A 14258-nucleotide genomic window follows, 5' to 3' on the forward strand; every position below is an offset into this window, starting at 1 on the left:
CAGCTGTTTCCACTGATCCAGCTGCAGCATGCATGTAACTTTATGTCCTGCCCTTATGGTCTACCTGCATTTTCCGGATACTGCAAAATGCACTGTATCCACAAACACTCCTGAAAAAGCCTTTGTCATCCGCTTCATACATGGATCTGCAAAGATCACGTCATATCCGCCCTTCTCTGCCAGTTCCATGTAATCTTCCTCATCCCTTAATGACACATCGCCCTCCTCCAGGAGATCTTTTTCCATGGAAAACCAGCTTGCCACGGTGATCTCTCCGTCCGCACCACGTTTCCGTAGCTCCTCTCTTATGGAACCGGCCATCACCTGCTGCTGCACGATGAGAATCTTTTTTCCTGTATAATCCATATCAGGAATCAGCTCTTCCGCCAGAGGATATCCCATCTCATAAGGTGTTCCGAAGGTTTTCTCCAGATATCTGGCACATTCCAGTGCCGCAGGAGAAACCACGATATTTTTTTCCGCAGAGGAGGCTTTTTTTACCTCATCAAGCCCGTCTCCCATTCCGTAGCAGACTGCTCTCTGTCCTCTGACACGGAATTTTTCACGGATCTTGTCTGCTGCTTTCAGGTCACTGACATCCTGAGGTGTCATTCCGAGAACTCCTGCCCTACCAGCCTCCACAGGCATCTTTTCCCGGGCAAAGGCTTTAAAAAGCTCCAGATAAGCCTTCCGCTCTCCCGCATCATAAAGCTCCATTCCGTTGGTATTTACTGCAAGCACCGGAAGATCTGTTTTCTTCTCGCACATCCGCCGCAGTGCCTGATGATCCGTTCCGATCACAGCAGGTACCGGTGTTCCGACAATGGTTGCAAAGCCTGCCTCCACCTTTTCTGCTGCATCCACAAGCTTGGCAACCAGGCGGTCATCCCGTCCCAGGATGGCATCCATATCCCGAAGTCCTGCACTGAATACCGCACTTTTCTGTTCAAACCATCTCGGTTCATCAAAGCCGCAGACATTTCCCGCACATCCTCCTGCATCACAGATTACGATGATACCGCCAAGCTCATACAGCACTGACACAGCTCCGGACTGATCCGGTGCAAAGGGTGTCAGATATTTCCGAAGTCCTCTCATACCTTTTCTCCCTTCTGCAAAACTTTCTCTGTCAGTGTTTCAAACAGCCTGCGTACCCCCGCATAGCCATAGGGCTGCCGGTCCTGATTCCACACGGCATTTGGCTGATCCCGGTGATAATATCCTGCATCCTTTCCTATGGTAAGGTTCACTCCGCTCCCGGACGGATCGTAATACAGCATGGTGGGTTCCATATTGGAAAAAAACTTTGTATCCGGACTCAATTCCGCAAGATGCCGTATGTATACAAAATTCTCGGCTGTGATAGTTCCGTAGATCTCCGGCACCCGGAAACCATACCGCACCAGGGCAAGGGCCAGCTCAAAGGAATCTCCGTTCATGCACTCCCCTACTGCAAAGGACGCATCCGGACAGACCTCCCGGAATCGCTCCACAGCCTCTTCTGCTGCTTTTTTATACACTTCCTGATCAAAAGAGACTCCAAGGACCTGTCCCAAGGCACGATACTGATTTTCGATCTTATCTGTCTGGTAGAGCCTCCGAAGCTCAATAAAAGGAATCTTCAGCCGGTCATGAAAATCCTCCGCTGCAAACCTTGCTTCCGGATGAAGCACCAGATTAAAATTGGCCTGTGACATGGTCTGATATTCTTCATAATCCTTACATCTTGAGATTTCATGGATGGTCTTTACGCCTGCCTGCTGCAGCAGCTCATACATCTCGCAGTCATCAACCAGCGGCGAAAAAAATCCCAGAAGATTGACCACATTTCCCTTTTTTTTCTGTGGCTCAAGGAGGGAGTATAAGGACTGGCGCACATGGACCATAGGCGGCTTTCTGCCCTCACGTGTCAGTGCGTACATGTAACAGGGTCGCACCGGAATATCCACCTTTTCCTCTGCCTTCCGGCAGACACGTTCCATATCCGTTCCCAGAAGTGCATCCACACAGGTGATACAGATCATCACCACAGACGGCTTCTTCTCACAGCAGTCGCAGATCTCTTTTACCGCTTTCGGGATCTTTTTCAGGTGACGGCCTGTAACAATATCCGTCTCGTCCATCATCAGATAAAAAAATCGATCATTGTACTCCGGCATGGAGCTGATAAGAGAAGTATTTCTTCCGCAGCATCCCGGTGCCACGATCAGCATAATGGAATCCGGCACTGCAAGCCCGGCTCTTTTTACGCCAAAGCCCTCCGCTCCCGGAGAGTTAAATGCCAGAGTTGCCGGAGAGCTATAGATCAGATGCTTCCCGGAGATCATCTGCGGAGGGATCGTTTCCAGCCCGCCCCGGGCCAGCTCTTCTGCAGTTGCAAAATATGCTTCCTTTTTCATATATCCTCCTTCTCCGTTTCTTCACTTTCCAATAGCTTCCTGGCCAGTGCAAAAAATTTCTCACTGATCTCAGAATTTTCATCTCCCTCGATCACCGTTTTGCCCTGATCCTCCCATCGGATGATCTCGTCACTTCTCGGGATCTCACCCACGACCGGGATATTACTTTTTTCTGCAAAAGCATTTACTTTTTCTGTTTCATTCTCCACATTCCTGTGATTCAGCACGATCCCGAAGATTCTCGCATAGCTTCGATCCTCAAAATTCCGCACAGCACTGGAAATATTATTGGCTGCATAGAGTGCCATTTTCTCTCCGGATGTGACAATGAGTACTTTTTCCGCATAGCCCTCCCGAATCGGTGCCGCAAAACCGCCGCATACTACATCTCCAAGAACATCGTAAAGCACTACATCCGGCTTCCAGGTCTCAAAAAGCTTCAGATCCTCCAGAAGCTGAAAGGTTGCGATGATACCTCTGCCTGCACAGCCAAGTCCCGGCGTGGGGCCGCCGGTCTCAATGCAGAGGACTCCACCAAAACCCTCCTTTGAAATATCCTCCAGCTTTTCCGGCTCCTCATCCTCTTCCCGCATATAATTCATTACCGGCCGCAGAGGTTCTCCCCCAAGAAGATTGATGGTGGAATCCGCCTTGGGATCACAACCGATCTGGATCACTCTTTTCCCCATGGCTGCAAAAGCCGCCGCCAAGTTGGACGTCACTGTAGACTTTCCGATACCGCCCTTTCCGTATACTGCTACCTTCAGCATAAAATCCTCCCTAATTCATTCTGTCCGCTCCCGCAGATATTTTTCATAAAAAAAGCTCTTTCACGCACAAGGTGAAAGAGTCCCGTATTCCGCTCACAAAACAAAGTCAAGCGGATATTCGCGATCCGCATTTGCTGCTTGTTCATAACCGAATAACTGCTTCGCAGCTGATTCGGTTAAGCTGTGCCGGATGAACAACGATTCCTGCTCGGATATTCCTTGCCGTCAAAGTCTGTTTCCTGCTGTATTTTGTTTTAATGCCTCATCCGGATAGAAAGAAAATATTTCGTTCCGTCTGAATTTTTCTATTTTTATTATACAATGGTGTACATTAGTGAGTCAATTGCAACTCTGACTTTTTATACAAAAAAAGACCCCAAGGCGAAATATTTTTAAGCATTTCGCCGAGAAGTCTTTTCTCTGATCTGCCGGCTCAGAAGCCGCGGCAAAGTTATTCTTATGATAAAGCTTTACTGGATAGAAACTACGTGATATCCTCTGTCTTCCACTACCTTCTTAAGCTCTTCGTTGGAGATCTCTCTGTCGTAGGAAACCACTGCCTCACCTTTTTTCAGGCTTACTTTTGCTGCCGCACCGTCAATGCGGTTGATCGCTCTTGTGACGCTGGCCACACAGTTCTCACAGTGCATGCCTGTGATCTTCATGGTTTTCTCACCCAGCTTGGTTCCATCCAGCTTCTTCTTCGGGATCTCCGGCTTGCTGCCGCCTCCGCAGCAGGCGCCTTCGCCCTTCAGATGTTTATATGCGCCTTTTCCGGCAAACAGCATAATGATGATAACAACGATGACAACAATTGCATTTGCCATGATTTCTTTTCCTCCTGGTTACTTATGCATTCCACTGCAGCCGGAGCAGCCGGAACAATGACCGGAGCAGCTGCCGCCACAGCCACCTGTACGTGTGTTACCGGCACAGCCGACACAGCTGAGCCCCTGTTTCTTTCTTGAATAGAGATAACTGACCACAAATACGCCATATGCGATCACCAGTGCCAGTACAATAATATCCGCTATCATACTCATATCTGTCACCCTTTCTTTCGCTGTACAGCCTGAGAATTGCTGTCAGCCTCTGATGAATACTTTTGTAAAAAAACTTCCATATTTCTTCAAGCTTATTATAGCACAGAAGACCAGGTATTTACATCCCCGGTCTCCTGCATTTCTTATCATTTCAGCTGTTCTTACAGCATCATTTCAAAGCTATCATATGTACCGGATCGTTACTGTATGACCGGTTTTCAATTACTCTGCTGCCTGTACAGATCTCTTTGTAACATCGTTCTGGTTCTTGTACGGATCTGGTCTGAACAGAAGGAAGAGCAGGATCGCTGCAAGGATCAGTGCTACGATCGTTCCAATTCCGAAGGAACCGGCACCTGTGACAACAAGACCGATCTGGTATACACAAAGTGTTACAACATAAGCAAAAATGTTCTGGAAGAGAATTGCAAACCAGAACCATTTTCTGGACTGCATCTCATGTGCCATTGTAGAAATAGCTGCAAGACACGGAGAGTCAAGCAGGTTGAACAGCAGGAAAGAAAATGCTGCTACTGCTGTCGGGAACCATGCTTTGATCGCTGCACCAACGATCATGGTATCCTCTGCATCATCACCAGCTACGTTTGCAAGAACACCCATTGTACTAACGATGGACTCTTTTGCGGAGAATCCGGAGATGGATGCCGCAACCGGCTGCCATTTACCGAATCCAAGAGGAGCAAAGATCGGAGCAAGGATACCACCAAGGATAGCCATGATACTGTCGTTGCTGTCCTCAACAAATCCGATTCCGCTTCCTGTATTTCCGATACTGGAAAGGATCCACATGATAACGGTTGCAAGGAAAAGAATGGTACCGGCTTTGATGATGAAGCCTTTCAGTCTCTCCCAAACATGAAGCAGAACTGTCTTTACAGACGGAATGTGATACTGCGGAAGCTCCATTACGAACGGAGCAGGTTTACCGGAGAACGGTTTTGTTTTCTTCAGGATGATCGCAGATACAAGAACTGCTACAACACCGATGAAGTACATCAGTGGTGTGATGAAACCAGCAGCTACGTAGTCACCGGTTGCATAAGCGGTCATGATACCACCCATAAGGGCGATAACCGGAAGCTTGGCACCACATGGGATAAATGTCGCTGTCATGATCGTCAGACGACGGTCATTATCTGCCTCGATCGTTTTGGAAGCCATGATTCCAGGGATTCCACAGCCGGAGGAGATAAGAAGCGGGATAAAGCTCTTTCCGGAAAGTCCGAAATGACGGAATACACGGTCCATGACGAACGCGATACGAACCATGTAACCGCAATCCTCAAGGATGGAAAGGAACAGGAACAGGATCGCCATCTGCGGAACGAATCCAAGCACTGCACCAAGACCACCGATGATACCATCTGATACAAGGCTCACCAGCCAGTCAGCAACACCGGCATTGCCGAGTCCATCCGACACAACACTCTGGATGGTTCCCACAAAGCTGTCGTTTGTCCAGTCTGTTACCATGGTACCAACTGTTGTTACCGATACATAATAAACGATGAACATGGTAAGGATAAAGATCGGAAGACCGAGAACACGGTTTGTTACGATACGGTCGATCTTATCGGAAACTGTCATCTTATTTCCGCTTCTCTTAACGTTTGCAGAAACAACCTTCTGGATGTACTGATATCTTCCATCCGTTACGATACTCTCTGTATCATCATCCTCTGCCTTCTCAAGGCCAGAAGCAATCTCCTCGATCCTGGACTGTGCAGAAGCCGGAAGGTTCAGACCTTCTTTTACCTTGCTGTCTCTCTCAAGAAGCTTTACTGCATACCATCTCTTGTTCTCCTCAGCGATGTTTGCAGGAACAAATCCCTCGATCTCATTTACAGCTTTTTCTACTGCTTTCGGAAATTCCATCTGCTTAGATGGTACTCTGTGCTGGTTCGCACATTTGATTGCCTCATCAACAACCTCTTTAAGGCCTGTTCCTTTAAGAGCAGAGGTCTCAACGATCGGGCATCCAAGCGCGGAGCTTAAGCCTTTTACATTGATATGAATGTTGTTCTTTTTCAGAAGATCCACCATATTAAGAGCGATAACAACCGGGATACCGATTTCAAGAAGCTGGGTTGCAAGATACAGGTTTCTCTCGATGTTTGTTGCATCCACAAGATCGATGATCACATCCGGTTTCTCTTTCAGAAGGTAATCACGGCTGACAACCTCCTCAAGTGTATACGGGGAAAGTGAATAGATACCCGGAAGGTCTGTTACCGTTACATCCTTCTGGTTTTTCAGCTTGCCCTCTTTTTTCTCTACAGTAACACCTGGCCAGTTACCAACGTACTGGTTTGCGCCTGTAAGAGCATTGAACATTGTAGTCTTACCACAGTTCGGGTTTCCGGCAAGAGCTATTGTTACAGACATTTTGTATCCTCCTTTTTTCAGGTCAGAGCCTGACGCTCTGTCATTTTTCGAAGCGTATTTACTTTACTTCCACACATGCTGCGTCATGCTTACGCAGGGAAAGCTCATAACCTCTGATGGTGATCTCAACCGGATCTCCAAGAGGAGCTACCTTTCGGATATAAACCTCGCTGCCTTTTGTGATTCCCATATCCATGATACGACGCTTGTAAGCCGGGTCGCCGGTGATCTTGGAAACAACTACTGTAGAACCTACTGCTGCATCACGTAAAGTCATTTCTCTTTTCCTCCCTGTTCATATTCCAATTCCTAATCTATCCTCAACTGCGCCTTCCGCAGTTTGGGGCAAATCCACTACCGGTCACTGCCGCACAGTCCGGTCACACCATAATGTGTCTGGCCATTTCCTTATTGACTGCTACTCTGGAATCCTTGACATTTACGATCAGATTGCCGTCAAACTGAGAAATAACTGTCACTTCCGCATTCTCAACAAAACCAAGGCCTGCAAGAAATCTTCTTGTATCCTCCGCTCCGGAAATACGCTTGATCGTGCCAGTATCACCTGACTGTAAAAATAAAATCGGCTGCATGGAATCCCTCCGTTTCTTTCTATTAATTAACTCAGTCTAATTAGTCAGCCCTAACTCATAGGTTAGTTTATACTAAGTTTTTTCGAATGTCAATCCCCTAAATGAAAAAAGTTAATCAAGATTAAGTTTTTATAAACAACATATAAAAAAGTTCCTGCATTCTGAGGTATTTCTGTCTGGCAGAAGGTTACCTCAGAATGCAGGAACTCTGTTCTGATTCTTTTTCTGTTTGCAGCCTGTTAAGCTAAAAACCCCTTCCGGAACTTTTTCTTTCTTCCGTGCTGCTCATATTTTTATCTCTTAGTGGATCTGATCATTCAAAAGCTTCAGGATCAGATTCTCCGTTTCATTGATTCCGTAGCTTGCACTGTTGATACAAAGATCGTAGTTATCCGGCTTGCCCCACTGAGCTCCGCCGTAAAAATTGTAATACCGTCTGTGCTGGCTGTCCATCTTCTTCAGGAAACGGACTGCCTGCTTCATATTCATCTTCCGTACATCCATAACATGCTGCACACGGATAGCAAAAGGAGCTGTGATAAACAGACTGATATGCGGAATGTGGTTGTTCTTGAGGATCGCATCCGCACACCTTCCCATAATGATGCAGTCCTCTTTTGAGGCCAGATCGCAGATCAGGTCACTCATGTTAAAGAATACCGCATCCTGTTTCGGAAGACCATGGTAACGGTTGAATTCCCGGAACCAGCCCTTGGGATCAAATTTATGCTTCTTCTCATATTTATTGAAATCCGCAAAATATTCCGCATCGTTGACCGCGCCCTTTTCCGCCTCAAGGCGCCTTAATACCTGATCAAAGATCTCCACATCATAATAGTTGATCCGAAGCTTGTCTGCCAGTCCGAAACCGATATCATTACCGGCACTTCCCTGTGTACGGCTGATGCAGATGACCAGATGGTCATTCTCAGAGATTTTTTCCCTGCGCTTGATCATATGATTCAGCGCCACACGTTCCTTATCCATGATATCCGTAGCAACAAAAGTCTCCGGCAGCGTCAGGATCTCCTGAAAGATCTCATCATATTTCTTCATGAGACGGCTTTTTTCTTCTTTATCCTTGATGGTCCTGGCCATGTTGCTGATCAGTGCCATCTCGCTTCGAAGAAGATGTCCGTCCGGTTTGGTATACATCAGAGCACTTAAGTTCCGGATAGTGCCTTCTCTGTCACCGGTGAAGGTACGTCCAAGGGAAGATCCTACGCTTTCATAAACCTCGCCATCCAGTTCATAAAGTCTGGTGGCAAGCTCTCTGCATTTCTCTCGAATGTTATTATCCTGCATATTGATCCTCCTCCCTTATAAAAAGAATACCAGCATATCGATGATGAACACCGGTACCAGGAAACAAATGGACCATGCCATGTATCCGAAGAAGGACGGCATGTTGATACCATTTTCGTCAGAAAGTGTCTTGACCATAAAGTTCGGAGCATTGCCGATATATGTATTGGCGCCCATAAATACAGCACCGCAGGAAATCGCAGAAAGAAGCTTTACAGGAACCGTTCCCAGCGTTGTTGCGATTCCGTTTGTAAATCCGAGAGTTCCCGCTGTTGTCAGAAATACCAGATAGGTCGGTGTATTATCCAGGAAGCTGGACAAAGCTCCGGTCGCCCAGAACATCTGGTACGGCTCGGTGATACCAAGATTCGGTCCTACTGCTTTCAGAAGCATCAGGGCCGGCTGCATGGTGATAAAAATACCGATGAAAAGTACTGCAACCTCCTTGATCGCACCCCAGGTAAAATGGTTCCGCACACGGATCCTTTTATCTGTTGTTTTAAAGGACAGAAATGCAGCTGCCAGGATCAGGACGATCTCAATGATCGACGGGAGGCTTAAAGTAACCTCACCAAAAATATGAAGGCCCTTTACATTTCCGGCCGCATCCTGAAATGCAGGCATACCGGGAAGCATTCCGCTTAAGATAACACCCACAACGATCATCACAAGGAAGATGATATTATGAAGACCCTCGATCTTAAACTCGGTACCCGGTTTGCTGATATCCGGTTTACGTCCCTCTGAGATATCCTTCTTGTAAGAGCGCATATCCAGATGATAGAACACAAACAGAAGGATTACCATATTAAAGATCAGTACCGGAAAAAGATGAAGGCTCCAGAAAAACGGAACTCCTCGCATGAAGCCCATCAGAAGCGGCGGATCACCGATCGGTGTCAGGCAGCCACCCATGTTGGATACCATAAAGATGAAAAAGATCATGATATGACCCTTTCTCTTTCTCCAGGAATTCATTTTGATCACCGGACGGACCATCAGCATGCTGGCTCCGGTAGTTCCGATACAGCTGGAAAGCAGGGTTCCCAGTGCAAGAAGTCCTACATTTACTCTTGGCGAACCCGCAAAATCACCCTCAACTGTAATGTTACCGGATACACAGAACAGTCCGAATAACAGGATGATAAATGTAAGATAGTCATTGATCACGCACTCAAGTACTGTTTCCGCAGTTTTTCCGGCACCGTAAACAACTGCAAACGGAATGATCATAAGAACGATCCAGAATGCAACCACAACGGGCTGATGTGACTCCCACCACTCACCCTTTACCAGCGGCATCACTGCAACACACAGAAGAAGGCCCGCAAAAGGAATACAAAGCCACACCGGCACACCAGATCCTGTCCCACCGTTTCCGGCTGCCCATACACCCACAGGACATGCCAGAAATACTGTCAGAAAAGTACACATGACGGTTAATAATTTTTTCAAAATTCTCACCCCTCACATAAATTTTTTTACCAGTGAAATTATAACATATGGCGTTCTAAAATCAACTGTGTAGATGTGCAATTTATACTCGAACCCTCTCTCTTTTTTGTGCATTTTGTCGGTGTGTCATGGCATTTTTTGTTTGTTTTCAAACACACGACCAGATTTTCGGATACTGTTTTCTATATCTGTTATATAATTTATATACATTTTCTCTCTGACAAAAAAGCAGCCGTATTCTCCATCGGCACACTAACCTTTCCGGAAAATACTGCTGCTTTTGTATCTGTTATTTTTTTATTATTCCATACACTCGTCAAGAATCTCTGCCATCTTGTCGATATCCTCTTTTGTGATCACAAGAGGAGGAACAAGGCGGAGAACATCACTTCCTGCTGAGATCACCAGAAGACCCTTTGCAAGAGCTTTTTTCACCACGTCTCCTACCGGACGTCCCTTGATCACGATACCCTGCATGAAGCCTTTGCCTCTTCTTGTTTCCGCACAGTCATGCTTTGCAACCAGTTCGTCCAGCTTCTCCTCAAAATACGGAGTAAGTCCCTGCACATGGGAAAGGATCTGATCTTTTTCAAAAATGTCAAATACCTTGCTGACTGCTGCACATACGAAGGGATTTCCACCGTAAGTGGTTCCGTGGTCGCCTGGCTTCAGGGAAGCTGCAGCTGCTTTTTTGTTCAGCACAAAAGCACCTACCGGAACTCCACAGCCAAGTGCTTTGGCACAGGTCATGATATCCGGCTGTACTCCATATGCCTGCCATGCAAAATAATGTCCGGTGCGTCCCATACCGCACTGGATCTCGTCCAGGATCAGGATGATATCCTTCTCATCACAAAGCTTACGTAAGCCTTCCAGGAACTCTTTTGTAGCCGGATAAATACCTCCTTCTCCCTGTACGGTCTCGGTGATGATGGCACAGGTCTTATCTGTGATCTGAGCCTTTACACTCTCAAGATCATTGAAATCTGCAAATTTCACCCCACCCATCAGAGGCTCAAAGGGTTCTCTGTAATGTGCATTGCCTGTCACGGAAAGAGCGCCGATGCTGCGGCCGTGGAAGGAATGGTTCATGGCAATGATCTCATGGTCTGCATGGCCATCTCTTTCGTAGGCATATTTCTTGGCAGCCTTCAGAGCACCCTCAATGGCCTCTGTACCACTGTTTGTGAAGAAGGCCTTTTCCATATGGCTTGCCTGTACAAGTTTGGCACCCGCCTCAATGATCGGCTCATTGTAGTACAGGTTGGAAATATGCATCAGCTTGTCGATCTGGGATTTCAGTGCTTCGTCATAGCCCGGATAATGATAGCCCAGGGCATTTACTGCGATACCTGCCGCAAAATCCAGATATTCCTTTCCTTCGGAATCATAGAGGTAACAACCATCGCCTTTTTCAAAAACTACCGGAAAACGGTTATATGTATGAAGAATACTGGCTTCAGATTCTTCCATCTGTTCATTCATGCTCATTGTAATATTTCTCCCCATCATCTTTTAAAATTGCAGTACCAATACCTTTGTTTGTAAAGATCTCAAGCAGTAAGCTGTGCGGGATCCTTCCATCCAGGATATGAACTCTGTTTACACCATGCTCGATAGCGTCGATACAGTTTTTCAGCTTCGGGATCATACCGCCGCCCACAGTACCATCTGAGATCAGATTCTCAGCCTCATCTACACGAAGCTCGGAGATCAGAGTGGAGGGATCATCTGCATCCCTGTAAACGCCCTCAATGTCGGACAAGAAGGCAAGCTTCTCTGCCTCAACTGCCTCTGCAATGGCACAGGCTGCATCATCCGCATTGATATTGTAGGAATCAAAATTTTCGTCAAAGCCGATCGGGAATACGATTGGAAGGAAATCTCTTTCCAGAAGATCATGAAGGATCTTCGGATTAACCTTTGTAACTTCACCTACGTAGCCGATGTCTTCGCCTTTGGAAAGCTTCTTTTTGCACTGGAGAAGACCGCCGTCCTTACCGCTGACACCTACAGCCTGTACGCCGAGAGATTCTACCAGAGTAACAAGCTCCTTGTTTACTTTTGCAAGAACCATCTCTGCGATCTCCATAGTGTCTTTGTCCGTTACACGGAGACCGTTTACAAAATGCGGCTCCATGCCGACTTTACCGACCCAGCGACTGATTTCCTTGCCGCCGCCGTGAACAATGATCGGTTTGAAACCGACTAATTTCAGAAGGACTGCGTCCTTGATGACGTTACGCTTTAATTCTTCATCAAGCATGGCGCTTCCGCCGTATTTGATGACTACGATCTTGCGGTTGAACCGCTGGATGTATGGCAGGGCTTCTATGAGAACCTCTGCTTTGTCAAGATATTTCTGATTTACCATGTGGGTGTCTCCTTTTTTTGAAAAATGATATGGATTGAAAAAGGTTTTGTTGTTGTATGTTGGAGGGATTTCTTTTTTATTATAATTTTGTCTCAGCTGACAGCTGTGGGATTTGCGAGGAGGGGAGGCACTCGGAGTTCCGAAGGCCGTTTCCCCTCCTCGCGCTCCTCCCCTCCGGCCACGGGGAACGGGCTGTTGCCCGCGTTGCGGGCAAAGCGCCTGCTGCGGACAGGCTGCTGTAGGCAGCCGCTTTCGACGCGCTTTCGCCGAAGGCGAACAGCTCGTCAGTATGCCTTCGGCGACTGACGTTTAACACGACATAACTTCCGGGCTCCCGCTCTGAGGTTCCTCACGTTCGTCACTCAGTTTTCATCGACTGAAGTTCAACACGCCTCAACTTCCGGGCTCCCGCACTGCGGGTTCTCACGTTCGTCACTCAGTCTTCGTCGACTGAAGTTCTACATGCCACAGCCAAGCGTGCCCAACGGAGGGGGTTCTTAGGGGGAGCGTGCGGGCTTCGCAACTTTGAGCTCGCTCCCCCTAAGGGTTTTCTCAGCTTACAAACTGAAACAAAACTACAACTAAAATCCACCATAAAAACCATTCTACAAAGCTCTTACATCAAGAACGATAATCCGCATTGATCTTTATGTAATCATAGGTGAGGTCGCATCCCCACGCAGTTGCGGATGCATCTCCCATCTTCATATCCGCGATGGCTGTCACTGCCTCTTCTGAGAGGATCTTAGTTGCTTCCTCTTCGCTGTAGCCTGTAGAAACTCCATTTTCAATGATCTTGATCTTTCCTGCTTTGCTCTCAAAGTAGAGATCTACCTTTTCCGGATCGAACTGGACGCCGGAGTAGCCGAGGGCACAGAGGATTCTTCCCCAGTTTGCGTCGTGGCCGTAGATGGCTGCCTTTGTTAAGGAAGAGGTTACTACGGATTTACTTAAGGTTACGGCTTCTGCCTTGGTGGCTGCGCCGATGACCTTGACCTCGAAGAGTGCAGTTGCGCCTTCTCCGTCACCTGCGATCTTTTTGGCAAGGGTTGTGTTTACGTAGTTAAGAGCTTTTTTGAACTCTTCATAATCTGCGTTTTTCTCTGTGATCTTCGGATTGCCGGCCTGGCCGTTTGCAAGGAGGAGGACGGTATCGTTTGTGGAGGTATCTCCGTCAACGGATACCATGTTGTAGGTGTCCTTGATATCCTCGCTGAGTGCTTCCTGAAGAAGCTCCTTGGAGATATCCACATCACTGGTGATAAATCCAAGCATTGTGCACATGTTGGGGTGGATCATTCCGGAGCCCTTGCACATACCGCCTACCGTTACGGTTTTTCCACCGATCTCGATTTCTACCGCTGCCTCTTTCTTCTCGGTATCTGTTGTCATGATGGCTTTTGCTGCCTCAAGGCCTGCCTCGCGGCTTCCCTCAAGCTTCGGTGCCATAGCTTTTACTCCGTTTGCGATACGGTCGATCGGAAGCTGCATTCCAATGACACCGGTGGATGCTACCAGTACGCTGTCTTCCGGGATCCCAAGGCTTTCGGATGCTGCCTTGGCGGTTTCCCTGCAATAGCCGAATCCTTCCTCACCGGTACATGCGTTGGCGATTCCGCTGTTGCAGATCACAGCTCTTGCACCCGGGTGATTGTATACAATGTCCTGATCCCATCTTACAGGAGCTGCTTTTACCACATTGGTCGTGAAGGTTCCTGCAGCCACACAGGGAACCTCACTGAATACCATGGCCATATCGGTACGGCCTTTATATTTGATCTCTGCTGCAGTTGACGCTGCCTTAAAACCTTTTGCGGCTGTAACGCCGCCGTCGATAATCTTCATATTATATATCTCCTCTCAATGGTGATGCCAGATCGAATATCGCAGTTCATTCGTTTAAAGTCCTTCGG

Annotated in this window: 13 protein-coding genes; all 13 read right to left on the reverse strand. The window is 47.4% G+C overall.

What is annotated here, in order from left to right:
- Positions 1–60: 60 nt before the first annotated feature.
- A complete protein-coding gene (locus tag DWW77_RS04075) occupies positions 61–1098 on the reverse strand; it encodes a nitrogenase component 1 (protein ID WP_118608095.1) in 1038 nt (345 codons plus the stop codon).
- Entirely contained in the window at positions 1095–2399 is a 1305-nt protein-coding gene (locus tag DWW77_RS04080) for a nitrogenase component 1 (RefSeq protein WP_118608096.1), read from the reverse strand. Before DWW77_RS04080 ends, DWW77_RS04075 begins: the two co-directional genes overlap by 4 nt.
- Positions 2396–3169, reverse strand: coding sequence for a nucleotide-binding protein (locus DWW77_RS04085; protein ID WP_118608097.1), 774 nt, complete (start codon positions 3167–3169; stop codon positions 2396–2398). The genes DWW77_RS04080 and DWW77_RS04085 overlap by 4 nt, the downstream gene beginning before the upstream one ends.
- Positions 3170–3639: 470 nt before the next feature.
- A complete protein-coding gene (locus DWW77_RS04090; RefSeq protein WP_021651583.1) occupies positions 3640–3996 on the reverse strand; it encodes a heavy-metal-associated domain-containing protein in 357 nt (118 codons plus the stop codon).
- Between the two features lie 18 nt (positions 3997–4014).
- Positions 4015–4212 (reverse strand): FeoB-associated Cys-rich membrane protein, encoded by a 198-nt coding sequence (locus DWW77_RS04095; protein WP_118608098.1) that lies wholly within the window; start codon positions 4210–4212, stop codon positions 4015–4017.
- 222 nt (positions 4213–4434) lie between these two features.
- Entirely contained in the window at positions 4435–6618 is a 2184-nt protein-coding gene (feoB, locus tag DWW77_RS04100; protein WP_118608099.1) for a ferrous iron transport protein B, read from the reverse strand.
- A gap of 58 nt (positions 6619–6676) precedes the next feature.
- Positions 6677–6895, reverse strand: a complete 219-nt coding sequence (locus tag DWW77_RS04105; RefSeq protein WP_015525998.1) for a FeoA family protein — start codon at positions 6893–6895, stop codon at positions 6677–6679.
- Between the two features lie 103 nt (positions 6896–6998).
- Entirely contained in the window at positions 6999–7211 is a 213-nt protein-coding gene (locus tag DWW77_RS04110) for a FeoA family protein (RefSeq protein WP_015525999.1), read from the reverse strand.
- Positions 7212–7511: 300 nt separating this feature from the next.
- Complete coding sequence (locus DWW77_RS04115) at positions 7512–8516, reverse strand: cytidylate kinase-like family protein (protein WP_022426396.1); 1005 nt, start codon at positions 8514–8516, stop codon at positions 7512–7514.
- A gap of 15 nt (positions 8517–8531) precedes the next feature.
- Positions 8532–9971, reverse strand: coding sequence for a sodium:proton antiporter (locus DWW77_RS04120; protein ID WP_118608100.1), 1440 nt, complete (start codon positions 9969–9971; stop codon positions 8532–8534).
- Between the two features lie 300 nt (positions 9972–10271).
- On the reverse strand, positions 10272–11462 hold the full coding sequence (locus tag DWW77_RS04125) for an aspartate aminotransferase family protein (RefSeq protein ID WP_114002194.1): 1191 nt from the start codon (positions 11460–11462) through the stop codon (positions 10272–10274).
- Positions 11449–12345, reverse strand: coding sequence for an acetylglutamate kinase (gene argB, locus DWW77_RS04130; protein ID WP_022426393.1), 897 nt, complete (start codon positions 12343–12345; stop codon positions 11449–11451). The genes DWW77_RS04125 and argB overlap by 14 nt, the downstream gene beginning before the upstream one ends.
- A gap of 621 nt (positions 12346–12966) precedes the next feature.
- Entirely contained in the window at positions 12967–14190 is a 1224-nt protein-coding gene (gene argJ, locus DWW77_RS04135) for a bifunctional glutamate N-acetyltransferase/amino-acid acetyltransferase ArgJ (RefSeq protein ID WP_021650304.1), read from the reverse strand.
- Positions 14191–14258 lie beyond the last annotated feature (68 nt).

It is taken from the genome of Ruminococcus sp. AF17-12, assembly GCF_003479245.1.
Classification (GTDB): Bacteria; Bacillota; Clostridia; order Lachnospirales; family Lachnospiraceae; genus Blautia_A; species Blautia_A fusiformis.